Source organism: Pseudomonas sp. NPDC087029, assembly GCF_044745345.1.
In the GTDB taxonomy this organism is placed as follows: Bacteria; Pseudomonadota; Gammaproteobacteria; order Pseudomonadales; family Pseudomonadaceae; genus Aquipseudomonas; species Aquipseudomonas faucium.
This window is the reverse complement of sequence record NZ_JBIVAB010000007.1, coordinates 196,716-220,740: the sequence shown is the minus strand read 5'-3', so window position 1 is coordinate 220,740 and position 24,025 is coordinate 196,716. Positions and strand designations below refer to the sequence as shown.

Genomic DNA, 24,025 nt, shown 5'->3' with positions numbered 1-24,025 from the left:
CCAGCACTACTCCCCCTGCTTGAGGTAATCCACCAGCCTCATCAGCATCGCATCACACCCCTGCAACTGCTCGACACTGACGAACTCATCCGGCTTGTGCCCCTGGTCCATGCTCCCTGGCCCGCACACCACCGTGGGAATGCCAGCCTGGTCGAACAGCCCACCTTCCGTACCAAACGCCACCGTGCCGAACGCCTCCGAGCCACTGAGCAGCGCTACCAACCGCGCCGCCTCGCTGTCTGCCGGCGTGGCCAGCCCCGGGTAGGCACTCAAGGGCGCCAAACGGATCGCACTGGCGCCATTGACCTTGCGCATGCGCGGCAGCAACTCGGCCTCGGCATAGGTCTGCAACTGGTCGGCCACGGCCTGCGCCTCGAACCCTGGCAAGGCACGCACTTCGAAGTCGAATGCACATTCCTCGGGCACGATGTTCAGTGCCCTGCCGCCGTTGATCACGCCGGTCTGCACCGTCGAAAACGGCGGATCGAAGCGCGCATCATGGTGCTCGGGCAGCGCCAGTGCCTCGCCGATTTCACCCAGCTTGCCGATCAGCTTGGCGGCGTACTCGATGGCATTGACCCCATAAGGCGCATACGCCGAATGGCACGCCGCGCCCTGCACCTGGCAGCGCATGGCCAGCTTGCCCTTGTGCCCGAGCACAGGCTTGAGCTCGGTGGGTTCGCCAATCAGGCACAGCCGCGGCTTGTTCGGCCGCTGTTGCAGCGCCGCCAGCATCGAGCGCACGCCCAGGCAGCCAACCTCTTCGTCATAGGAAAACGCCAGGTGCACCGGCATGCGCAGCGGCTGCGCGAGAAACGCCGGCACCGCCGCCAGCACCGAGGCAATGAAGCCTTTCATGTCAGCGGTGCCACGGCCATACAGGCGGCCATCGCGCTCGGTCAGGCTGAACGGTTCGAGCGTCCAGGCCTGGCCGTCCACCGGCACCACGTCGGTATGCCCCGACAGCACCACGCCGCCCACACCTTCGGGGCCGATGGTGGCGAACAGGTTGGCCTTGGTGCCTTCCGGGTTGAGGAACAGCTCGCTGTGCACGCCAAGCCCGGCCAGGTAGTCGCGCACGAACTCGATCAGTTGCAGGTTGGAATCGCGGCTGACCGTGGCAAAGCCGACCAACCGCGCAAGCAACGCGCGGCTGCTGAACTCACTCATCGCCCGGCACCCCGTAGCTTGGCGCGGTGGTGGGGTCCAGGGCGCGGGTGACGTAGTCCTGCATCTGCGGGCGGTAGGCCTGCCACAGGCCGTCGAGTTCACCGATCGGGTCTTGCTCGGCCCAGTCCACGCGCAGGTCCACCAGCGGCCAGGTCAACTCGCCGGCGATCTTCATCGCCGCCGAATGCACCGGCCCGGCCTCGCCACCGGCGGCCATCGCCGCGTGCATGGCCGCCAGCAGGCGATCGGCCAGGTGCCCACCGGCCTGCTCGAAAGCTTGAACCATGGCCTCGATCACCTGCACCGAAGACAACAGGTTACCGGCCGCCGCGCACTGCTCGCCGGCCACGGCGTTGTGCACGCCCAAGGCTTCTTTACCGGTGAACAGCGCCACCTGGCCGTTGCTGTCGATCACCGTGACCTGGCGGTATTCGCTCCAGCCATTGGCACTGAGCACCCGGTCCAGCGCCGCCGCGGGCGGCAGTTGGCCTTGCTCCAGCGCATCGAGAATCTGTGGGCCCAGTGCAGGCAAGGTGATGTTCTGGGTGGCAACGGCGCCGACACCGGCCCGTACCCACGGGCAACGGGCGCCCACGGCGATGCTCGACGAGCTGATGGCAATGCCGACCTGGCCGGTTTCCTGGCAGCGCCCGATGATGGAAAAGGTCATGTGAATGCTCCTGTTGTTCTGTGCGATTGCAGGCAATCTGAACAGAACCCTCTAGTGCGCGAAACGACCTTTTTCCTGTGCCTTGAAGAGGAAAAAACTAAGGCCGTACAGCGCCCTCGAAAACACTCGAAAAATACCCTGAATCATCGCTGCAAGCCCCGGCTTTCAAGGCCTTCGCCGTTTTATCGGCAAGCACTAGCTAAATACTATTTTCGCGATTTCGGCGGCATCCCTAGTCTGGCCCCAGGTAACGGCGGTCCTCCACAACCGACCTGACAAAAACCGCCTGAACAAGGGCTCGGACATGACACTGAACAATATCGAAATCGACACCCTGGTAGTCGGCGCCGGCCAGGCCGGCGTGGCCATGAGCGAACACCTGAGCAAGCTCGGCGTGCCGCACCTGGTGCTGGAGCGCAAGCGCATCGCCGAGGCCTGGCGCACCGGCCGCTGGGATTCGCTGGTGGCCAACGGCCCGGTCTGGCACGACCGCTTCCCAGGCCTTGAATTCAACCTCGACGCCGATGCCTTCGCCGGCAAGGACCAGGTTGCCGACTACTTCGAGCAGTACGTGCGCAAATACAACCTGCCGGTGCGCACCGGTATCGAAGTGAAGAAGGTGGTGCGCAACGCCGACCGCCCAGGCTTCACCGTCGAAACCAACGAAGGCGTGATCCGCGCCAACCGTATTGTTGCGGCCACCGGCCCGTTCCAGCGCCCGGTCATCCCGGCCATCGCGCCCAAGGATGAGCAGCTGCACCAGATCCACTCCGCGGCCTATTTCAACCCCGAGCAGTTGCCGCAAGGCGCGGTGCTGGTCGTCGGTGCCGGCTCCTCGGGCGTGCAGATCGCCGAAGAACTGATGCGCGCCGGGCGCCAGGTGTACCTCTCGGTCGGCGCCCATGACCGCCCGCCGCGTGCCTACCGCAACCGTGACTTCTGCTGGTGGCTGGGCGTGCTGGGCGAGTGGGATGCAGAAATCGCCAAGCCTGGCCGCGAGCACGTGACCATCGCCGTCAGCGGTGCCCGCGGCGGCCACACCGTGGACTTCCGCGCCCTCGCCCACCAGGGCATGACCCTGGTCGGCCTGACCCAGTCGTTCGACAACGGCGTGGCGCGCTTCCAGGACAACCTGGCCGAAAACATCCAGCGTGGCGACGAAAACTACCTGGCCCTGCTCGATGCCGCCGATGCCTACATCGAGCGCAACGGCCTGGACCTGCCGCTGGAGCCCGAAGCGCGCAAGCGCCTGCCCGACCCGGCGTGCGTCAGCAACCCGCTGCTGGAGCTGGACCTGGCCCAGGCCGGGGTCACCAGCATCATCTGGGCCACCGGCTACGGCGTGGACTTCAGCTGGCTGCAGGTCGACACCTTCGACGCCAACGGCAAGCCCCAGCACCAGCGCGGCGTATCGCGCGAGCCTGGCGTGTACTTCCTCGGCCTGCCTTGGCTGTCGCGCCGTGGCTCGTCGTTCATCTGGGGCGTGTGGCACGACGCCAAGCACGTCGCCGGCCACATCGCCACCCAACGCACCTACCTGGCCTACCGCGACCGCGAACAGCGCGAAGCGCAAGACCAGCACACCCCATCGATCAGCAACGTCAGCACCCTCGGAGCCCACTGATGCCTACTCACACTCGCATCCGCATGTTCAACACCAAGGAAACCTACCCCAACCAGACCCTGGACAACGACCTGTGCCAGGCCGTGCGGGCGGGCAACACCGTCTACGTGCGTGGCCAGGTAGGTACCGACTTCGAAGGGCGCCTGGTAGGCCTGGGTGACCCACGGGCGCAAACCGAGCAGGCGATGAAGAACGTCAAGCAGCTGCTCGAGGAAGCCGGCTCGGACCTGTCGCACATCGTCAAGACCACCACCTACATCACCGACCCGCGCTTCCGCGAGCCGGTGTACAAGGAAGTGGGCAAATGGCTCAAGGGCGTGTACCCGATTTCCACCGGGTTGGTGGTGGCGGGGTTGGCCCAGGCCGAGTGGCTGATGGAAATCGATGTGATTGCCGTGGTGCCGGATCAGCAGTGATTCATTGATGGGCCGGGGGCGCTATGCGCCCCTTCGCCGGCAAGCCGGCTCCCACAGAAGCTTCACAGTCTTAAGGCATGTGGGGTTTGTGTGGGAGCCGGCTTGCCGGCGATGCTGTTTCAGAACTTGGCCAGCTCTTCGCGGCAGAACTCCACGAACAACTGCGCAGGCTTGGTCAGTTGCACCCGCTTCAGCCGCGCCGCGGCCAACCCCGACAGCGCAACCGGCTCGGCAATGTCCAGCGTCACCAGCTTCTGCCCGTCATAGGTGCACTCCGAATGTGGCCGGGTCACCAGCAGCGAGAAGCCAAAACCCTGCCCCACCATCCCGCGCACCATCTCGATCGAGGGCGAGCTGAAGACGATGTTCGGCGTCAGGCCCAGTTCGTTGAACAGGCTCACGAAGTAAGTGCGGCTCGGCGCCACGTCGAGCAGGATCATCGGCTCCGGGCACAGGTCGCGCAGCGACACCTGCGCCTGGCCGGCAAAGCGGTGTTTCTCCGGCAGCAGCACGTAGGGCTTTTGCGGCGGCATCAGCGGTTCGGCCTCGATGGTGCCGTCCAGGTCGTGGTCGTAGAGAAACGCCAGGTCGAAGGTGCCCGCCGTCAGGCCCTGGATCAGGTCTTGCTGCTCGCCATCGCGCAGGCGAATGTCGACGCCTGGGTAGCGCTGGCGAAAACCTGCGATCAGGCGCGGCAGGTACAACGGCGCCACGGTCTCGAAACAGCCGATGTCGATCTGCCCGGCCACGGTGTCGTTGTCGGCCAGGGCGTTCTGCTCGAACTCGTGGGTCATCTGCAGCAGCGTCTTGGTCTTGGCGTAGAAGCGCTTGCCACTGGGGGTCAGCGACACGCCCTGGGCGTGGTGGCGGATGAACAATTGCACGCCAAAGCTCTCTTCCAGGCTCTTGATCGCCGTGGAGATCGAGGGCTGCGCGATGTACAGCTGGCGCGAGGCCTCGGCGACGCTGCCGGCCTCGACGGTGGTGACGAAGTATTTGAGTTGTCGCAAGGTATAGGAAGCCACAGGCACCTCTTTGGCGCCGCCAGGTGGCGCCTTTGGAATTATCCTGCCACTTTACCGCGCCGCCGCAGGCGCGGGCTGCTGGATGATCAAGGATTTGCCTATGCCTTGAGCATATTTTGCTGCGCCAGGCAGGCAGGCCTGTGCGGCATCACAGGCTTGCCTGGAGTTTCAGGGCTCGTCGAGGTCAATCGAACTCGGGGTTGGCAGGTACGCAATCATCGCCGATCTTTTTATAGCTCGGGTCACAACGAAACCCTGTTACCGGCGCCATCCCCCTTTTGTTGCGGGGCAACTTCTCAGGGAGCGCACCCTCGGTTGCGGCGTTCTCGTGGGGCTCGGAACGGGGCAATGCATCCATTTCGCTGTTTTTCATGGCAGACCTCCTCATTGGCGTGGCTAGCCCGCAAAGCCTATTGCCCGGCCCCCTGCGCATCGATCTGGAAATGCAGCAAGCTGGTGAAATGATCCAGAGGGTCTTTACTGATAGCTAACGGCCCACAGGTAGGGAGTTTGCCTATGAAGATCGTTGTCACCAGCATCCTCGTCGACGACCAGGCCAAGGCCCTGGCTTTCTACCACTACGTGCTCGGTTTCGAGCCCAAGGACGACATCCCCATGGGCCAGTACCGCTGGCTCACCCTCACCTCGCCCAACGACCCCAATGGCGTGCAGCTGGTGCTCGAGCCGGACATGCACCCCGCCGCCAAGACCTACAAGGCCGCCCTCAAGCAGGATGGCATCCCCGCCACCTCGTTCGGCGTGCGCGATATCCAGGCCGAGTACACCCGCTTGTGCAAGGCGGGCGTGAAGTTCACCAAAGAGCCCACCCACCTGGGCCCGGTCACCGTGGCGGTGTTCGACGACACCTGCGGCAACCTGATCCAGATCGCCCAGAAGCATTAGCGGCCGGCCCCTGGCAGGCCAACCAGCCTTTCGCTACATTGGCTGCTGTTGCCCGTGCGCCACAACAAGGAAAACAGATGCGCCACGAATTCAGCGAAGTGCTCAACGACCTGGTCGATTACTTTCTGGTCGGTGACATCCAGTTGCTCGAACGCTTCAAGCACCAACACCAGCTGCCCGACGACCTGGCCCGCGAATTCACCCACAACGACAGCGGCGACCGGGCGGTGCAGGAAGGCATCGTGCTGCCGCTGGCCGGGGTCGACAACCTGCCCTACCACATCCTCTTCACCCTCGACGGCCACCCGCCCGCGCTGCTCGAACCGGGCAGCCGCCTCAAGCATCGGCGCAACGGCTACGTGCTGCAGGTCGAGAACCGCGCCGTGATGCTCTACACCTGGCGCATCCTGCAGCATTTCACGCCCAAGACCCTCGGCGACCTGCTGGCCCGCTACCAGGTGCCGGGGCGGCCGATCATCGAGCTGGACAATGGCTGGTACGACGTCGAGGTGCTGGCGGGGGCGCTGGTGCGTGACGGCTTGTACGAGCCGGCCTTCGAGTTCGTCATGAAAAAGCGCTGGAGCCGGGGTGAGGCCAAGGCTGTGGACATTGGCTATGCCTACAGCCTGCGCGGCTATTTTGACTGAATGCACTGGCCTCATCGCCGGCAAGCCGGCTCCCACAAGAGCCGGCTACCGCCAGGCAAACCTCAGGTGTGGTTGATGTCCCGGTCCTTGGTCTCGGGCATGAAGAAGATCCCCAGCACCGCCGTCATCAGCGCGATGACGATCGGGTACCACAGCCCGTAGTAGATATCCCCGGTCGCCGCCACCATGGCGAAGGCCACGGTCGGCAGGAAGCCGCCGAACCAGCCGTTGCCGATGTGGTACGGCAGCGACATCGAGGTGTAGCGGATACGCGCCGGGAACAGCTCCACCAGCCACGCCGCGATCGGCCCGTACACCATGGTCACGTAGATCACCAGGATGGTCAGCAGCAACAGCACCATCGGGTAGTGGATCTTCGCCGGGTCGGCTTTTTCCGGGTAGCCGGCCTCTTTCAAGGCGCCGGTCAGGGTCGCGGTGAAGGCATCGCTCTGGGCCTTGAGGTCTGCCGGGGCCAGGGTGCTGCCGTCGAAGCTTGGGATCACCCGCTCACCGATGCGGATATGCGCCACGCTGCCCGGCTCGGCCTTCTGGTTCTCGTAGGGGATCGCGCGCTTGGCCAGCAGGCTCTTGGCGATGTCGCAGGAGCTGATGAATTTGGCCTTGCCCACCGGGTCGAACTGGAAGGCGCACTGGCCAGGGTCGGCCACCACCACCACCGGGTTCTGCTCCTGGGCGACGAACACGTCCGGGTTGCCGTACTCGGTCAGTGCCTTGAAGATCGGGAAATAGGTCAGCGCGGCGATGATGCAGCCCGCCATGATGATCTTCTTGCGGCCGATGCGGTCGGACAGGCTGCCGAACACGATGAAGAACGGCGTGCCGATCAGCAACGAGCCTGCAATCAGCAGGTTGGCAGTCTGTGGGTCGATCTTCAGGGTCTGCAACAGGAAGAACAACGCATAGAACTGCCCGGTGTACCACACCACCGCCTGGCCGGCAGTGCCGCCGAGCAGCGACATGATCACCACCTTGAGGTTTTCCCAGCGGGCGAACGACTCGGTCAGCGGCGCCTTCGACGCCTTGCCCTCGGCCTTCATCTTCATGAACACCGGCGACTCGTTGAGCTGCAGGCGGATGTACACCGAAATCGCCAGCAGCAGGATCGACAGCAGGAAGGGAATGCGCCAGCCCCAGGCCTCGAAGGCTTCGGTACCCATCGCCGTGCGGCAAGCCAGGATCACCAGCAGCGACAGGAACAGGCCGAGCGTTGCGGTGGTCTGGATCCATGCGGTGAAGAAGCCTCTGCGCCCTTTCGGCGCATGCTCCGCGACGTAGGTTGCCGCCCCGCCGTACTCGCCACCCAGCGCCAGGCCCTGCAGCAGGCGCAGGCTGATCAGGATGACCGGCGCCGCCACGCCAATGCTGGCATAGCTGGGCAGCAGCCCGACGATCGCGGTGGACAGGCCCATGATGATGATGGTGATCAGGAAGGTATGCTTGCGCCCGATCATGTCGCCCAGGCGGCCGAACACGATGGCGCCGAACGGCCGCACGGCAAAACCTGCGGCAAAGGCCAGCAAGGCGAAGATGAACGCGGTGGTTTCGTTGACACCGGCAAAGAAGTGCTTGGCGATGATCGCCGCCAGTGAGCCATAGAGGTAGAAGTCGTACCATTCGAACACGGTGCCCAGGGAGGAGGCGAAGATGACCTTGCGTTCCTCCTTGGTGATGCCACGTTGGGGCGCGCTACTGCCCGTGGATGCGCTGTCGAGAACCGCCATGGGTTGCCTCCGTCTTGTCGTGATCGCAGGCCGGAGTACCTCACACCCATTTCACCGTCGCACCCAGGCCCTAGGGCTTGCTTTGGTTGCGCGAAGCACGACGAGGCGGGCCGCCTCGATTCGCAGCAAGGTATCTGAAGCATAATCGGCTTTGCCGGGATATCCACTTGCCAGCATCGGCGGATGCCATCACCCCAGAAACCGGTGCACCCTGGCAAGGCGTCTCGCCGTCAAACCGGCACCGGCCCCTTGAGCTCGACCTGATTGCCGTCGGGGTCGTAGCAATACAGCGACAGCCCCTCGCCTTCTGCCCCATAGCGTTTTTCCGCAGGCTCCACCGCCACACCGGCTGCCTGCAGGTAGGCTCTAATGGCCTGCTCGTCGAACGGCTCGATGCGCAGGCAGAAATGGTGCAGGTTGCGCCCCTCGGCCCCCGGCGCCGCGCCGCCTGGGCGCCCCAGCGGGCCATCGAGGGTCACCAGATCGATCATTGCCGTGCCAGTCGCCAGGTGGACCATGCCTAAATCCGCGCGCTCGCGGCTGACCGTGCAGCCCAGCAGGTCGCGGTAGAACGCCACGCTGCGGGGCAGGTCACTGACGCGCAACACCAGGTGGTCGATGTGCTTGAGGGTGAACGGTCGCATGCCAGGTCTCCTTGTGGCGGTTGCTCGGCGGCGTCAGCCACCATAGCCCAGCCAGCGGCTGGCTGGCCATTTTGCTCACTCGTTGACCAGGCGTTGCAACAGCCCGCCTTCATGGCGGCTGAGGATACGCAGGATCTGCTCGGCCAGGGCACGCTCCGGCGCCTCCAGGTGCAGATGGTGCCCACCCGGGTGCCAGGAAACCCGGGCGTGGTCAGGCAAGGCCGGCTGCCGCTGCTCGAAGGCAGCACCGGTGAACGCACCCTGGCGGCCCAGCAGCAGGTACAGCGGGCAGCGGATTTCGCGCAGCAGGTCGCAAGCCTCGCGCTCGGTCAGCGGCATCGGCTCGGGCAGTACCAGGCGCGGGTCATGCCGCCAGCAATAACCCTCGCCCACTTGCAGCAGGTCGCGCAGCGCCAAAAGCCGCGCCGCCTCTTCCGACAGCTCGCCATCCAGGCGCTTGCGCCGCTGCTCCAGGGCCGCTTCGAGGTTGTCGAAACGGCTGCCATCGGCCTCGGCAAAACCCTGCAGCTGGCTGCGCTGCACCATGCGCTTGAGCCGGTAGGCGCGGGCCAGGTGCTGCACGCGGTCGCTCTCGGCCACGGTGAACGGCGCGCCCATGCCGTCGAGGAAGATCATGCTGGCGATGCCACTGCTCATGGCCGCAAGCAGCGAGGCGATGCCGGTGCCCATGCCATGGGCCAGCACATGGAACTGGCCCAGGCCCAGGCTTTCGGCCACCGCCAGCATGTCCTCGGCGTGTTCCCACAGGTAATAGCCGCTGTCGTGGCGGCGATGGTCGGAGCGGCCGTGGCCGACCAGGTCCGGGGCCACCACGAAGCAGCCTTCGAGCATCGGTGCCAGGTGCTCGAACGAGGCGGCGTTGTCGAGCCAGCCGTGCAAGGCCAGCACCGGCATGCCGTCTTGCGGGCCCCAACAGCGCACGGCAATTTCTATTCCGTCGAGGTCCAGCAGATGGTCCTTGGGACTGAACGGCGAACGCATGCTCTCTCTCCCTGGCTGGTGCCTGGCGCGTACTCGTCAGGCCGGCACCCTACCATGGCGCAGCCGGCCGGCCGCCGCTGGCCCCTCGCCGACAGCCGCATGTGCGTGACCGACGCCCCTCACGCAACTAAATACCGCACGGCAAACGCTCTGCTGCGGCCCCATGGCGCCTCCTTCGACTGGAGAAACGCCATGACTTACACGCCGTACCACCACGCCCAGATCCTGCGTACCCTGCCTGGCTGGAGCAAGGCCCTGCACCCGGATCATGCCAGCCGCATCGTGCAGAGCCTGCGCAAGGACTACCTGGATGCCGACGGTGTCGCCTATCCCTGGTACGAGGCTGCGGACATGCCCACCCGCCAGGCACTGCAGCGTGCCATCGCCCAGCGTGACGCCAGCCACCAGGCGTTGCAGGCGGCCTTGGGTGCCCTGCAGAACCTCGCCACGTTCTGCACGCCGCTGCTGCAACAGCAACTGAACCTGAACATCCCGGTTGACCAGGCGCAGTACGTGTACCAGCCCACCGAGGTGAAACTTCCCTTTGGCGTGCCCCCTGGGTCTCGCCCCCCATCGGAGCTCAACGAAATCGTGCCTAAGGGCCCTGCGCAGTATCGCAGCCTGCTGGAAGCCGCCCTGCACAACTTCGAAGGGCCCGCCGACACCACCTCGTTCAGCCGCCTGCAGCGCAGCCGCCAGGACATCCTGCCAATCGAGGGCCTGAGCCTCGGCGACTTCATCGAACAGACCCGTGCGCTGGACCTGGGCCAGCGTTATCAAGCGCATCTGGACGCCATCTTCGAAGGCCCCGAAAAAAGCCGGCTGCATGAGCTGGCCGTAGCCGCACGGCGCGATGCGTTTCGGGTACAGGTGCACATCGCCGCCTGCAAGGGCCAGCTTGGCGCCACCGCCTCGGCCGCACTGCACCAACTGTGTGCCGGCGAAGCCGAGCCCACTTATGAAGGCCGCCCCTTGCGCTGCTGGCAGGTGCAGCTGCTTGGCACGCCCATCCATGAAATGCTGTTCATCGCACCTGAAGAAAACCGCAGCCATGACCCGGTGTTCCTCTTTAACCCTGCAGATGAAGACTCGGTCAATGGTTTCGCCTCCCTGGGCCAGGCCTACCAGCATCTGCGTACCCAGCTGCTGAACAGCGACTACCGCCGACGCTTCGTGGCATTGGCCCTGCAGGCGCAGCAACCCGACCTGAACACGCGCCTGCAGCAGGCACTGTTCAGCAACGCCGACAAATTGCCCGATGAACCGCCGCAAGTGCGCGACTCCATCCACCTTGAAACCCAGGAGCACCCCCTGCCCACCCGCCCCTGGTCGGCCCTGGAGGCAAGCCACCTGGTCCGGCTCAGGGCAGATGCCCGCAACATCGCCGTACCCACTGCCGATGTCGACGCCCAGGTACGCCTGCGCAACCTGGAGTACTGGTTCGACATCGGCCTGAACGTGGTCAACGTCGCGGCCATGTTCGTGCCCTGCCTGAACCCGATCATGCTCACCCTCGGTGCCTCGCAGATCCTGCAGAGCGTGTTCGAGGGCGTCTCGGCCTGGGAGGACGGCGACAATGCCCAGGCCCTGGCGCAGCTGGAGTCGGTGTTGCTGAACGTCGCCGTGGTCGGTGCGATAGGCGCGGGGGGCGTGGCGCTGAAAGCCTCCGGTTTCGTCGACGGCCTGCAGAGCATCGTCAAGGGCGGCAAGGACCAGCTCTGGAGCGGTACCTTGAAAGGCTATGCCAACGCCCAGTCGATTCCAGGGCACCTCGAACCTGATGCCCAAGGCCGCTACACGCTCGATGGCCGCCACTATGTGCGAATGGAGGGCGAGCTGTTCGAACAGGTGCAACAGGACGGCCGCTGGCAAGTGAACCACCCGCAAGATCCACAGGCCTATCGGCCAGCGCTGCTGGGCAACGGCGAAGGCGCCTGGCGCACCGTTCATGAAAACCCGGCCGAATGGGACCAACGCCGCCTGCTGCGGCGCCTGGGGCCGATCAGCGAAGGCCTGGATGACAGCGAGCTGAACGCCGCGATGCAATGCGCCGGGGAACACGCCGACACCCTGCGCCACGCCCAAGTTGGCGCACAACCCACCCCCGCCCTGCTCGCCGATATCCTCGACCGACTCAGGTCCACCCGCCAGGTGGACGACATCATCGACCGTGTGCGCCATGACAAGCCGCTTGCTGCCTACAAGAACTTCGCGCTGCCCAGCCTCACCGAGCTCGAAGACTGGCCTCAGCAGCACGTGATCAAAGCCTACAGCGGGCCGGAAAGCTGGGGAGACTACACGCGCTACGGCACAGCGGATGAAGCCTACCCGGTGCAGATCGAGATCAACCGCAGCGAACTGGAGAACGGCCAGCTCAGCGCGCGGATCGTGGCGCAACTGGATGAGCAAGCCATCAACGGGCTTGGGCTGGAAGGTAGCGACACGGCCGCCCAGGCCAAGGCGTTGAGCGATAAACTCGCCCGCCACCTTAAAGGCAATCGCCAAGCGCTGTTCGAGCGCCTTTACAGCCGTCATACAAGCGCCCTGCCCCAGGAGGCCCAGGCCATTGCCGGGCAGTTTCCCGGCGTGCCCCACCGGGCCCTGCAGCAGGTCATGGCCAGGATCAGCGCCGGCGAGCGTCAGCAGCTGGGCAATGGCCGGGTGCCCCTGCGCGTTGCCGAGGAAGCGCGTGCGCTCCAAGCTCACGCCCGGTTGAACAAGGCACTGCTGGGGCTGTACCGGCCAGAACTGGCCAATGCCGACAGCGCAACGCTCGATGCGGCCCTGAAGGCCGAGCATCCCGACGCCGATGCCCAGCAACGCTTCGACCGCGCTGCCGCCGACCGCGCCCATGCGGCCAAGCTGATCGGCCAGCAACCGATCCGGCCAGGCTACCGTTCGCCCATGCGCCTGGCGGATGGCCGCGCGGGTTATCCGCTCAGTGGCCGGCGGCCCTTCGCCAGCCCGGCGCAGCGGCAGCTACGCGCACTGTATCCGGGCCTGCCCGAGCCTGAGCTCAGCGCATTGCTGCGCCAGCTGCGCCAACGCGGCAATCTCGCCGAGCAAATTCGTGCACTGCAATTCGAGCGAGACACACTCGCCGATGCCTTGCGCCAATGGCAGGAACAAGCGCCCGAGCCCCAGCGCGCCAGGCGCGGCTCGGCGAGTGATCTGTTCAACCGCGCCTGGCGCCGGGACGACCCTGACAGCCTGACCCTGGAAACCCTGGAGATCGGGGGCCTGCCCTCGCTGCCGGCGCGCTTCGACCACATCACCTCGGTGAATATCCGCGACATCGGCATCCGCACCCTGCCCGTGGACTTCTTCCAGAGTTTCCCCTCGCTGCGCACGCTTCGCGTCGCGCAAAGCCCGGAGCTGAACTTCGAACACCTGTTCGCGGCACTCGCCTACACCCCGCAGCTGGAAGTGCTGGAGCTGGGCAGCAACCAGCTCGATGCCCTCACCGCGAACATGCGCCAGCGCCTGGCCGGGCTGACCCGCTTGCGCCGATTGAACTTGCGCCTCAACCAGATACGGCTGACAGATGCAGACCTGCAGACCTTTTCCCAACTGCCCATCGAATACCTTGATCTGGAAAACAACCAGATCGCCCTGACACCAGACCTGGCCGCGCGCTTCTCCAGCCTGGCCCACCTGCGCGAGCTGCGCCTGACCAACAACCCCCTGCAGCACGCACCGGATGTGACCGGCTTGGCCCAGCTGGCCAACCTGCAACTGCGCAACTGCCTGTTGCACAGCTGGCCAAACGGGCTCACGGCGCTGATGACTCGGGCCGACCTGCAACTGCGCACGCTCGGCCTGAGCTACAACCCGATCGCCGCGCTGCCAGACCTCGAGCCAATTCTCGCCAGCCCGTTCGCCCAGGCCCTGCGCACTGCTCGCGAAGATGGCGGGTGGGACTTCAATACCAATGAACTGGACGAGCAAAGCAATCGCAGGTTGCGTGCCGCGGGTGTGGAAATCGACAGCGACAGCGAACTGTCGGACGCCAGCGAAGACTTCTGGCCGCAGCACGCCAGCCCGGATCGGCGCGCGCTCTGGGACGATCTGTTCGCGGACAATGCCAACCCTCATCTGCGCGACGTCGTGGAACGTGTCGCAGGTTCGGCGCAGGCCCGGGACAACCTGCCGGAGATGACCACCCAGCTCTGGCAGTTGCTGGAACAGGCCGGCAGGGATCAAGCGCTGCGCAGCCACCTGGAGACGGTCGCGCAAGAATACCCACCGACCTGCGGTGATGCCGGTGCCGATGGCTTCAGCGCCCTCGAGCTCGAAGTGCTGGCCTTCAGGGAGCTTGCCCAGGAGGCCGACCGCCCCTACTACCTGTTCAATTTCTTCAGAAGGCTCTATCGCCGCGAAATGGTCAACGCACTGGCCGAGCGGATCCAGCTCGCCCGCCTGGCGCGCCAGGCACGCTTGCTGGAACTGGAGCGCCTGCCGCCCGAAGCGCCGCTTGAAGACCTGGCCCTGCCTGCCCTGGATGAACTCGATCGGCTGGCTGACGATCACCTGTTGCTCGGCGGCACGGACCTGATCGAAATCCGCCTGGCATTGCGCCAATCGTTGGCATTCACGCTGGATTTCCCGGAAACCAGCCAAGGCATGCTCTACCGCGCCGAGGCGATGGTTTCAGGGCACGTGACAAGAGCCGTCGAAGATGCGGTGCTCGCGCTCGACCAGACAGCCGCCGAGCGCCGGGCCTGGGTGGCACGCCTGCCCACCTGGCAACGCTACCTCAGCCAGCACTTCGCCGCACAGTTCGCGGCCTTCGACGAACGCTGGTACCAGGGCCTGCAGTACCTGGACTACTGCCTGGACGCTGAAAACGAAGCGGTGGCCTCGCTGGATCAGGCGGTGTTGCAGGCGATCACCGACGTGATGCCCCAGCCGCCGCTGGATGAAACCGGCCAATTGCGCAGGATGGACCTCGACAGCCAAGCCTACGACCAGGCCAGCCGGCGCCTGAACGCCGGCCGCGACCTGGCTCGCCAGGCCTTGTTCGAGCAACTGACCGGCGAGCAGGACCCCAACAACTGAGGCCCGCTACTGGCCGCGCAGGTCTTCGAAGTACACCTGCCGGCCATCCACCTGGCTCGACGCTCGCGGCGCCGCCGCCACTTCGCCGTTGGCCGCCTCCACATGCCAGTAGCAGTGCCTGACCGCGCGGGTAACCGCCACATAGGCCAGGCGCTGCACCTCCTCCTTCTGCGCCGTGTCGAACGGCTGGGCATCGCCGGCACGCCCCAGGCCGGCCTGGCGATACACCTGGTTCTTGTAGGGCGAGCTGGTCAGGTACTGGCAGTCGCCCAGCATGAACACGGCATCGGCCTGCAGGCCCTTGGCGCTGTGGTAGGTGAGCTGGCGCAGGCGGCGCTGCTCAGGCGCAAGCGCAGCCTCGGCCTGCAGCACCGGCTGCAGGTGCTCGCCCATCAGGGCTTTGTCGCTGCCTTTGCGGTACAGCATCATCACCGATTCGCCGCGCTGGTAATGCTCGATCAGCGTTTGCCCCAACGCCGCCTCGTCGCGCTCGAACACTTTCACCGGCGAGCCTGCAAGCTGTGCCGCAGGCCCGGCAGCGCGGGCTTTCTTGCCTGCGATGGCCGGCGTGCCCTTGACCAGGTGCTCGGCGGCGTCGATCACCTGCTGCTGGCAGCGGTAGTTGTCGACCAGCATCACCCGGGTGTTGGCCGGCGACGGGAAGGCCTTGGCGAACTCCATGAAATACTTCGGCGAACTGCCGCGCCAGCCATAGATCGACTGCCAGTCATCGCCCACGCACATCAGCGAGGAATGCTGGGCGTGGCGCCCGGTGTGCATGGCCGGGCCGCGCCGGCGGATTTCGGCGAGGCTGGCGCGCAGCCAGCTGACGATCTGCGGCGATACGTCCTGGAACTCGTCGATCATCAGGTGCGCCAGCGGGCGCAGCAGCGGGTCTGGCAGCAGTTGCAGGTTTTCCGGGTTGTTCTCGCCGAACAGGGCGAACATGCGGTTGTAGCTCATCACCGGCGGCGACTGGCTCAGCAGGTGGGCTTCCAGCGCTTTCCAGTACAGCGCCAGGGCCTCGAAGAACAGCGCGTCGGGGTCGCCGGTGGGGAAGCTCATCGCGGCCACCGCGCTGTTCACCTCCAGGCCCAGGTTCTCGATGAAGTTGGCGGCGCCGACGAAGGCGTCCAGCAACGGCGCCGGGGCCAGTTCGCCCTTGACCTTGTACTCGAAGCCAGGTCCGGCCACTGCATCGCCGGCCAAGGAGGCCGCCAGGCGCCGCGCCATGGCGTAGTTATCCAGCCAGATCAACGGCTTATCGCAGAAAGCTTGAAGCAACGTGCGCTTTACCGCCCACTCCGCGCGCACCGCAAGCTTGGCGCCAGGGCGCTGGTACTGCGCGCTTTCGGAGGGGTCGAAGCCCAGCACCACCCAGGCATCGAGCCCTTCCAGGCGGCCATGGACGTGGAAGCGACTGCCGCGGATTTCGAGCGTTTCGCGGCACGGCTCGATGCCCTTGATCGGCCAGGCGCCGGCGGCGAACCACAGATCCTCGATCACATCGCACAGTTCTTCGTCGCGCTGGGCCGCCAGCTGCGTCACCTGCACGCGCTTCTGCACGTCGGGGTGGTCCGGATCCAGCGGCTTGAGCTGCAAGGCTTCACGGCGCAGGGTGGCGATGATCTGGGCAAAGCGCGGGCTTTCGCCGAGCAGGTCGCGGTAGCACAGGTTGAGCTGCTGGCGCTGGGCGTCGTTCAGGCGCAGGTCGAACGGGTTGCTGTCGGCTTCGGCCTCCTGCCCGGCCGGCATCTCGTTGCCCAGGGTCTCGAACGCACGCAGCTGGCCGAAGCCCGGCAGGCTGCGCACCAGCGGCAGGATGCGCGAGTGGAAGGTGCGCACCAGTTCGCGAGCGCGGGCCGCTGGCAGGTCGAGCTGCCACAGGGCGAACACCTGCACCAGGCGCTTGATGAAGTCCTTGCGCGACTCGCGGGTGAAGGTGACCACGGTCATGGCGTCCAGCTCGTAGCCCAGGTAGTGGCGCAGCAGCAGGATGCGCAGCACCAGCGAGGTGGACTTGCCCGCGCCCGCCCCTGCGACCACGCACGTGGAGGGCGTGTCGCTGAAGATCAGCTTCCACTGCGCGGCGCTGGGCTGGGCCTCGGCGGGCAGGCGCTGGGCCACGTCGGCCTTGAAGCGCTTCTTCAGCTCGGCGGTCAGCGGCAGGCGCCAGTCGTCGAACAGCTTGTCGTCCTGGCCGGGCACGGCGGCGATGTCGGGGCGCGAATCGCGGATCACCAGCACCTGGCGGCCAGCTTCGTAACCCTCCACCCGCCCCTGCTCGAAGCCTTCGCGCACGCCGTCGGCATGGCCGCTGCGCTGGCCACTGGCGTGGCCGTGAAACCAGGAGTCGCGGTGTTGCGCCTGCAGGCCGGTCAGGCCACGGCCCAACAGGCGCGCCAGCAGGCGACGGAACCAGGGCAGCTGGGCGGGCGGGGTCAGTTCGGCGAGGGCCTGGGGTTGCTCGTGGGCCACGGTCACTCCGTTGAAATTCCAATCAGCGGGCATGTTCGCCCCATCTGCCAAAAATCGCCAGCGAATGCTTGCAGATCAGTGGATTAGGCGACGAACCGGAGAATGGATCGCGGATAAAAATATCGATTTAAGCGATGATAATAAGCCGATATTTACGCTTATTTTCGATCTTTCTTTGGCGCATCATGGCTCCATTCCACCGATTCAAGGAGCACGACCATGCTGCAACTGCGACCCTTCGAAAGCCTGGGCCATGCCAACCACGGCTGGCTCGACGCCCACCACCACTTCTCGTTCGCCGAGTACCACGACCCGGCGCGCATGCACTGGGGCAACCTGCGGGTCTGGAACGACGACCTGATCGCCGCGGGCAGCGGTTTCCCGCCGCACCCGCACCGCGACATGGAAATCATCACCTATGTGCGCGAAGGGGCCATCACCCACCAGGACAACCTGGGCAACAAAGGCCGCACCGAGGCCGGTGACGTGCAGGTGATGAGCGCCGGCAGCGGCATCGTGCACAGCGAGTACAACCTGGAGAAGGTCGACACGCGGATCTTCCAGATCTGGATCATCCCGGAGCGCGTGGGCGATGCACCCTCGTGGGGCACGCGGCCATTCCCCAAAGGTGAACGTGGCGAAGGCTTCGTGACCCTGGCCAGCGGCCGCGCCGGCGATGAGGACAGCCTGCAGATTCGCACCGATGCACGGCTGCTGGCGGCGACGCTGAAAGCGGGCGAAACGGCCGAATACCGCTTCGATGCCGGGCGCCGGGGTTACCTGGTGCCGGCCAAGGGGCTGGTGGAGGTCAACGGGGTGCAGGCCAAGGCCCGGGATGGGCTGGCCATCGAGGATGAAGCAGTGCTGCGGGTGACCGCAGTGCAAGACAGCGAGATCGTGCTGGTCGATGTCGCTTGAGTGACCGGGGCTGCTTAGCGGCCTCATCGCCGGCAAGCCGGCGATTGGGCTGCAAAGCAGCCCCCGGCTCACCGCTCAATCAGGCAATCGCGGCATCCACCAACACCTGCGCTTCTGCCACCAGGCGCTGCAGGTGCGCCTCGTCGATGAAGCTCTCGGCGTAGATCTTGTAGATATCTTCGGTGCCCGAGGGCCGCGCGGCGAACCAGCCGTTGGCGGTCATCACCTTCAGGCCACCAATCGCCTGGCCGTTGCCCGGCGCATGGCTGAGGATCTGCACGATCGGCTCGCCGGCAAGCTCGGTGGACTTCACCTGCTCCGGCGCCAGTTTGCTCAGCAGTGCTTTCTGCCGAGGGTCAGCCTTGGCCTCGACCCGCGTGGCGAACGGCTTGCCCAGCGCCGCGGTGAGGTCGGCATAGGCCTGGCTCGGGTTGCGCCCGGTACGTGCGGTCATCTCGGCCGCCAGCAGCGCCGGAATCAGGCCGTCCTTGTCGGTCGCCCAGACCGAACCGTTCCTGCGCAGGAACGAAGCACCCGCGCTCTCCTCGCCGCCAAAGCCCAACGACCCGTCGAACAGGCCCTGGGCGAAGAACTTGAAGCCCACTGGCACTTCATACAGCTCGCGCCCCAGGCGCTCGGTCACCCGGTCGATCAGGCCGCTGGACACCACGGTCTTGCCCACGGCCGCGTCGCTGCGCCATTGCGGGCGGTTGCGATACAGGTAGTCGATGGCCACGGCCAGGTAGTTGTTCGGCTGCAGCAGGCCATCGGCGGTGACGATGCCGTGGCGGTCGTGGTCCGGATCGCAGGCGAAGGCCACGTCGAACCGCTCGCGCAAGCCGATCAGGCCCTGCATGGCGTAAGGCGAGGATGGGTCCATGCGGATCTGGCCGTCCCAGTCCACGGTCATGAAGCGGAAGGTCGGGTCGACCTCGGTGTTGACCACTTCCAGGTTCAGTTGATAGCGCTCGGCGATCGCCGACCAGTAGCGCACCCCTGCCCCGCCCAGCGGGTCGACGCCCAGGCGCAGGTTGGCGGCGCGGATCACGTCGAAATCGATGACGTTTTCCAGGTCGGCCACGTAATGCGTGACGTAGTCATGGCGCTGGGTGGTCGCGGCCTGCAGCGCCTGGGCGTAGGCCATGCGCTTGACCCCGGCCAGGTCCGCCGCCAGCAGTTCGTTGGCCTTGGCCTCGATCCACTTGGTCACGTCGCTGTCGGCCGGGCCGCCATTGGGCGGGTTGTACTTGAAGCCGCCGCTTTGCGGCGGGTTGTGCGAGGGGGTGATGACGATGCCATCGGCCAGGCCCTGGGCACGGCCACGGTTGTAGCAGAGGATGGCGTGGGACACCGCCGGCGTCGGGGTGTACTCGTCGTCCTTGGACAGCATCACCTGCACGCCATTGGCCGCCAGCACTTCCAGGGCACTGGCGGCAGCCGGGGCGGACAGCGCGTGGGTGTCGGCGCCGATGAACAGCGGGCCATCGATGCCCTTTTCCTGGCGGTACAGGCAGATGGCCTGGGTGATCGCCAGCACGTGGTTTTCGTTGAAGCTCAAGTCGAACGAACTGCCACGGTGCCCCGATGTGCCGAAGGCCACGCGCTGGGCCGCCACGGCGGCGTCGGGGCGGCCGGTGTAGTAAGCGGTGAGCAGGCGGGGGATATCGACCAGCACGCTGGCCGGAGCCGGCTTGCCTGCCAAAGGACTGAGCGTCATGCAAAAACCTCGAGTTCAACGGATGTTGGAGTTGGAACACGCAGTGTACTGGGAGTTGCAAAGCCGCGCGACGGCCCGTCGGGGATTATTCGCTGGCCGTTCGCCACCAGCTGGGAAACATCTGCTGCACCCGGGCTTCGGCGAAGCGCTGGTCGATCAGCACCAGCACGCCGCGGTCCTGGTCGCCGCGAATTACGCGGCCTGCCGCCTGGATCACCTTGCGCACGCCGGGGTACAGGTAGGCATAGTCGAAGCCTGCGCCAAACTGGCGGCCCAGGCGCTGCTTGAACTGCTCGTTGACCGGGTTGACCTGGGGCAGCCCGAGGGTGGCGACGAAGGCGCCGATCAGGCGCGTGCCGGGCAGGTCCACGCCTTCGCCGAAAGCGCCACCGAGCACGGCAAAACCGACCCCCTGGCCATCGGCCACGAAGCGCTCGAGAAACGCCTGGCGCGCGGCTTCATCCATGCCGGGCGCCTGGGCCCACAGCGTGATGCCCGGGTGCTGCTCGGCCAGCAGGCCGGCGACCTGCTGCAGGTATTCGAAGCTGCTGAAGAACGCCAGGTAGTTGCCTGGCTGGCGTTGGTACTGCTCGGCGATCAGCGCGACGATCGGCGCCAGCGAGGCCTGGCGCTCGTGGTAACGGGTCGACACCTGGCTGGCGATGCGCACTTCGAGCTGCTCGGCACGAAATGGCGCGGCCACCTCCAGCCAGGCGGTATCGGCCGGCATGCCCAGCAGGTCAGTGTAGAAATGCCGCGGGCTGAGGGTGGCGGAAAACAGCGTCACGCTGCGCGCCGCCTGCATGCGCGGGCCAAGCAGCCGGGCCGGGTTGACGTTGCGCAGGCACAAGGTGGCCAGGCGGCGCTTGCGCGGGCCCTCGCGCTGGGTGATGTCGAACAGGAAATGCTCGTCGAACAGCTCGGCAACCCGGCTGAACTGCAGGGCCTGGTAGAAAAACTGCAGCACCTGTGGGTCCAGCTCGGTGGGCTGCTGGTTGAGCCGCTCCTGGATCAGCCCGATGCATTGCTGCAACGCGCTCAACAACCCCTCGGGCAAGCGCTCGCTGGCTTCATACGGCGCCCGCTGCGCCTTGTACAGGGCATTCCATTGGCGGTTCAGGCGGTCCAGCGCGCTGGTCAGGCCCGGCGGCTTGCTCTGGCGCAAAGCGAGCAACTGGCCCTGGTCGAGGCTGGCGCTGTACATGCCACGGCCGCGCTCGACCAGGTTGTGCGCCTCGTCCACCAAAACCGCGACCCGCCACTGGTTGGCTTGGGCCAGGCCGAAGAGCAAGGCGTGGGCATCGAAGTAGTAGTTGTAGTCGGCGACCAGCACATCGACCCAGCGGGCCATCTCCTGGCCCAGGTAATACGGGCACACCTGGTGCGCCAGGGCCACCTCGCGCAGGGTGTCGCGATCGAGCAAGGGTTGCTGCGCCGCTGCCTCGCGTGCCGCCGGCAGGCGGTCGTAGAAGCCCAGGGCCAGCGGGCAGGACTCGCCGTGGCAGGCCTTGCCCGGGTATTCGCAGGCCTTGTCCCGGGCGATCAGCTCCAGGGTGCGCAGGGCCGGCTGGGGCGACGCCGCGTGCACCTGGCGCAGGGCATCCAGCGCCAACGCCCGGCCCGGGGTCTTGGCGGTCAGGAAGTACAGCTTGTCGAGCTGCTGCGGGACCATGGCCTTGAGCAGCGGAAACAGCGTCCCCAAGGTCTTGCCGATGCCGGTGCTGGCCTGGGCCATCAGACAGCGCCCGGTGCTGACGGCCTTGTACAGGGTCTCGGCGAGCTGGCGCTGGCCCTGGCGAAACTGCGGGTAAGGGAACGCCAGGGCCTGCAAGCCCCGGTCGCGCTCGGCCAGGCGCTGCTCCTGGCCCTGGGCCCAGGCCAGAAAACGCCTGCACTGGGTTTCGAAGAATTCGCGCAGCACTTCGGCGCGGTAGGGCTCGCTGATCAGCGTCTGGCCGTCGTTGTCCACGTCCAGGTACACCAGCGCCACCTCGATGGCGGGCAACTGCCGCGCCTGGCACATCAGCCAGGCATAGACCTTGGCCTGGGCCCAGTGCAGCTGGCGATGGTTGGCGGGCTGGCGGGCGAGGTCGCCGCGGTAGGTCTTGATCTCTTCCAGGCGGTTGGCGACGGGGTCGTAGCCATCGGCGCGGCCGCGCACCTGCAGGCCTTGGTACTGGCCTTCGAGGGCCACTTCCGCCTCATAGCCCGCGGCACGCCGCGCCACGACCCGGCGGTGGCCTTCGATGCCCTCCTGGGCGGTGGGCGACGGCGTGAAGCGCAGGTCCAGGTCACCGACCTTGGCACTGAATTCGCACAAGGCGCGCACCGCCACCTTGTAACTCACGCCGGCTCGCTCCAGCGCACATGGCAGACCGCCACCTGCAGGCCGTGTTCGGCGCAGAAGGCCAGCCAGCGCAGTTGGTTGTCCTGCAGGCGATCGCCCGGCCCCTTCACTTCGACCATGCGGTAGGCCCCCTGCTCGGGCCAGAACTGGATCAGGTCGGGCATGCCGGCGCGGTTGTTGCGGATGTCCTGCAGCAGGCGCAGGAAGCACTGCTTCAGGTGCGCCGGCGGCAGGCAGGCCAGGGCCTGTTCGAGCAAGGCCTGATCGAGCATCGGCCAGAACACGAACGGTGATTGCAAACCGTGCTTGGCGGCAAAGCAGTCGAGGATGGCCTGGCGGTGGCTGCCATCGTCGAGCCGCCCCAGGCAGGCGTCGAACAGCGCGGCGCGGCGCAGCTGGAAGTCGCTGTCGTGCAAGTCCTGCGGCGCGGCCTGGAACGGGTGGAAGAAGGCGCCGGGGATCGGCGCGAAAATCGCCTCCCAGCACAACAGCCCGAACAGGCTATTGAGCAAGGTGTTTTCCACGTAGTGCACCTGCCCACCGGCTTCGGCGAGGTGCTGGCGCACGGCCTCCTCGACACCCAGCGCAGCGAGCTCACGCGGCAGTTCCAGCTCAATGAGGTGCGGCGCCATGCTGCGCTGGCGCGGCTGTACAGGGCCGCCGAGCTTGCGCGCCAGGCGCGGCAACATGCGCTGCAGGGCCTGCACTTCGAGGGCGTTGGCGGGTGCAGCGGCCAATTGCACGGCCAAATCGTGGGCCTGGGGCCAGCGCTCGCAGCGTTCCAGCACGCGCACCTGGCGGATGCGAGCTTGCGCATGGTTGCTGCGGGCATAGACCGCCAGGGCCAGGTCCCAGTCGCCCAAGCGTTCGCACTGCTGGCCCAGGGCGAACAGCAGCCGCCCGTGGCGCCGCGCCAGCCAGGGGTTGTCGCTGTGCCAGTGGGCCAGGCCCTCGAGGATCACCGCCGGCGCCTCGCCCTGCTCCAAGCGCTCGGTGCAGTGGTGCAGGGCCATTGCCAGGTCGATTTCGCTGCGCTGCTGCAAGGCTCGGGAACCGGGGCTGAACGGCACCTGCTCGTAGCGCAGCAGGCCCAGATCGGCCAGCACGAAGTCCGACCAGTCCTGGTACAGGTTGCCGAAGAACAGCAAGCGCATGCGGTCGCACAGCGGCTGCAGGCACCACTGCAAGATGCCCACCGGCGCTTCGGCGAACCAGTGCGCCAGCGGCCGGGGTGGCAAGGCCAGGGCTTGCAGCTGGGCGAACAGCTCGCTCTTGGCAGCGCGCGGCCGGCTCAGTTGCCGGGCAAAGCCGTGGGCGAGTTCGTCCTTGCGCAGCAGCGCGAACAGCTGCTCCAGGCTCAATTGTTCAGGCTCGCGCACCCAGCCCAACGCCTGCAGGGGCTGCAGTGCTTGCAGGGTATCGCCAATCTCGGCGTAGTCGAGCCGGTCACTGCGAAACAGCTCGCCCTTGCGCATCACCATGCGCACCATCAGCGCCTGGGCCGGCTGCCCCAGGGCGGCGAAGGCCTGCAGAAAAGCCAGCTCCTGGGCGTCGAGCAGGTCGGCGTAGCGCTGTTCGACCCACTGCAATACCTGGCGAAAGTTGTGCAGGTAATACAAAGGGTCTTCGACGGAATGGGCGATCACGGGCAAGGTCGGGCAGCA

General features: G+C 66.2%; 17 protein-coding genes. 6 read left to right on the top strand and 11 right to left on the bottom strand.

Annotation, left to right across the window (positions count from 1 at the left end):
• Window positions 1-6: 6 nt before the first annotated feature.
• Window positions 7-1,170 carry an acetylornithine deacetylase gene (argE, locus tag ACIPG5_RS14525; RefSeq protein WP_401375892.1) on the bottom strand — a complete coding sequence of 388 codons (1,164 nt, stop codon included), beginning with the start codon at window positions 1,168-1,170 and terminating at the stop codon, window positions 7-9.
• Window positions 1,163-1,840 carry a DUF1028 domain-containing protein gene (locus ACIPG5_RS14520; protein ID WP_401375889.1) on the bottom strand — a complete coding sequence of 226 codons (678 nt, stop codon included), beginning with the start codon at window positions 1,838-1,840 and terminating at the stop codon, window positions 1,163-1,165. Before ACIPG5_RS14520 ends, argE begins: the two co-directional genes overlap by 8 nt.
• Window positions 1,841-2,144: 304 nt before the next feature.
• Here ACIPG5_RS14520 and ACIPG5_RS14515 point away from each other — a divergent pair, with 304 nt between their 5' ends.
• Together ACIPG5_RS14515 and ACIPG5_RS14510 are read left to right on the top strand one after the other, a co-directional pair.
• Window positions 2,145-3,464, top strand: a complete 1,320-nt coding sequence (locus tag ACIPG5_RS14515) for an NAD(P)/FAD-dependent oxidoreductase (RefSeq protein ID WP_176515213.1) — start codon at window positions 2,145-2,147, stop codon at window positions 3,462-3,464.
• The gene (locus ACIPG5_RS14510) at window positions 3,464-3,880 is read left to right on the top strand and encodes a RidA family protein (protein WP_176515215.1); all 417 of its coding nucleotides are present in this window, start codon (window positions 3,464-3,466) and stop codon (window positions 3,878-3,880) included. The genes ACIPG5_RS14515 and ACIPG5_RS14510 overlap by 1 nt, the downstream gene beginning before the upstream one ends.
• 119 nt (window positions 3,881-3,999) lie before the next feature.
• Here the strand turns inward: ACIPG5_RS14510 and ACIPG5_RS14505 are convergent, their stop codons facing one another.
• Together ACIPG5_RS14505 and ACIPG5_RS14500 are read right to left on the bottom strand one after the other, a co-directional pair.
• Window positions 4,000-4,905 (bottom strand): LysR family transcriptional regulator, encoded by a 906-nt coding sequence (locus tag ACIPG5_RS14505; RefSeq protein WP_176515217.1) that lies wholly within the window; start codon window positions 4,903-4,905, stop codon window positions 4,000-4,002.
• A gap of 184 nt (window positions 4,906-5,089) precedes the next feature.
• Window positions 5,090-5,278, bottom strand: coding sequence for a hypothetical protein (locus ACIPG5_RS14500; RefSeq protein ID WP_401375885.1), 189 nt, complete (start codon window positions 5,276-5,278; stop codon window positions 5,090-5,092).
• Between the two features lie 143 nt (window positions 5,279-5,421).
• Here ACIPG5_RS14500 and ACIPG5_RS14495 point away from each other — a divergent pair, with 143 nt between their 5' ends.
• Complete coding sequence (locus ACIPG5_RS14495) at window positions 5,422-5,808, top strand: VOC family protein (RefSeq protein ID WP_176515221.1); 387 nt, start codon at window positions 5,422-5,424, stop codon at window positions 5,806-5,808.
• 77 nt (window positions 5,809-5,885) lie between these two features.
• Window positions 5,886-6,455 (top strand): hypothetical protein, encoded by a 570-nt coding sequence (locus ACIPG5_RS14490; protein WP_401375882.1) that lies wholly within the window; start codon window positions 5,886-5,888, stop codon window positions 6,453-6,455.
• A 62-nt stretch (window positions 6,456-6,517) separates the two neighbouring features.
• On the opposite strand, the gene ACIPG5_RS14485 is transcribed toward ACIPG5_RS14490, so the two are convergent.
• The 3 genes from ACIPG5_RS14485 to ACIPG5_RS14475 form a co-directional block, all read right to left on the bottom strand.
• Window positions 6,518-8,197 carry an MFS transporter gene (locus ACIPG5_RS14485; RefSeq protein WP_401375879.1) on the bottom strand — a complete coding sequence of 560 codons (1,680 nt, stop codon included), beginning with the start codon at window positions 8,195-8,197 and terminating at the stop codon, window positions 6,518-6,520.
• Window positions 8,198-8,427: 230 nt separating this feature from the next.
• The gene (locus ACIPG5_RS14480) at window positions 8,428-8,841 is read right to left on the bottom strand and encodes a VOC family protein (RefSeq protein ID WP_401375877.1); all 414 of its coding nucleotides are present in this window, start codon (window positions 8,839-8,841) and stop codon (window positions 8,428-8,430) included.
• Window positions 8,842-8,916: 75 nt separating this feature from the next.
• Entirely contained in the window at window positions 8,917-9,843 is a 927-nt protein-coding gene (locus ACIPG5_RS14475; protein ID WP_401375874.1) for an alpha/beta fold hydrolase, read from the bottom strand.
• Window positions 9,844-10,035: 192 nt separating this feature from the next.
• Here ACIPG5_RS14475 and ACIPG5_RS14470 point away from each other — a divergent pair, with 192 nt between their 5' ends.
• Window positions 10,036-14,901: a dermonecrotic toxin domain-containing protein gene (locus tag ACIPG5_RS14470; RefSeq protein WP_401375871.1), complete on the top strand. Its 4,866-nt coding sequence runs from the start codon at window positions 10,036-10,038 to the stop codon at window positions 14,899-14,901.
• 6 nt (window positions 14,902-14,907) lie between these two features.
• Here ACIPG5_RS14470 and ACIPG5_RS14465 read toward each other — a convergent pair whose 3' ends face one another.
• Window positions 14,908-17,412 (bottom strand): UvrD-helicase domain-containing protein, encoded by a 2,505-nt coding sequence (locus tag ACIPG5_RS14465; protein WP_401375868.1) that lies wholly within the window; start codon window positions 17,410-17,412, stop codon window positions 14,908-14,910.
• A gap of 186 nt (window positions 17,413-17,598) precedes the next feature.
• Here ACIPG5_RS14465 and ACIPG5_RS14460 point away from each other — a divergent pair, with 186 nt between their 5' ends.
• A complete protein-coding gene (locus ACIPG5_RS14460) occupies window positions 17,599-18,297 on the top strand; it encodes a pirin family protein (RefSeq protein WP_236193795.1) in 699 nt (232 codons plus the stop codon).
• A 79-nt stretch (window positions 18,298-18,376) separates the two neighbouring features.
• On the opposite strand, the gene pgm is transcribed toward ACIPG5_RS14460, so the two are convergent.
• The 3 genes from pgm to ACIPG5_RS14445 all read right to left on the bottom strand — a co-directional run bounded on the left by pgm (window position 18,377) and on the right by ACIPG5_RS14445 (window position 24,007).
• Window positions 18,377-20,014, bottom strand: coding sequence for a phosphoglucomutase (alpha-D-glucose-1,6-bisphosphate-dependent) (gene pgm, locus ACIPG5_RS14455; protein WP_401375865.1), 1,638 nt, complete (start codon window positions 20,012-20,014; stop codon window positions 18,377-18,379).
• A gap of 85 nt (window positions 20,015-20,099) precedes the next feature.
• Window positions 20,100-22,361, bottom strand: a complete 2,262-nt coding sequence (locus ACIPG5_RS14450; protein ID WP_401375862.1) for an ATP-dependent DNA helicase — start codon at window positions 22,359-22,361, stop codon at window positions 20,100-20,102.
• Window positions 22,358-24,007: a VRR-NUC domain-containing protein gene (locus ACIPG5_RS14445; protein WP_401375860.1), complete on the bottom strand. Its 1,650-nt coding sequence runs from the start codon at window positions 24,005-24,007 to the stop codon at window positions 22,358-22,360. The genes ACIPG5_RS14450 and ACIPG5_RS14445 overlap by 4 nt, the downstream gene beginning before the upstream one ends.
• Between the last annotated feature and the right edge of the window lie 18 nt (window positions 24,008-24,025).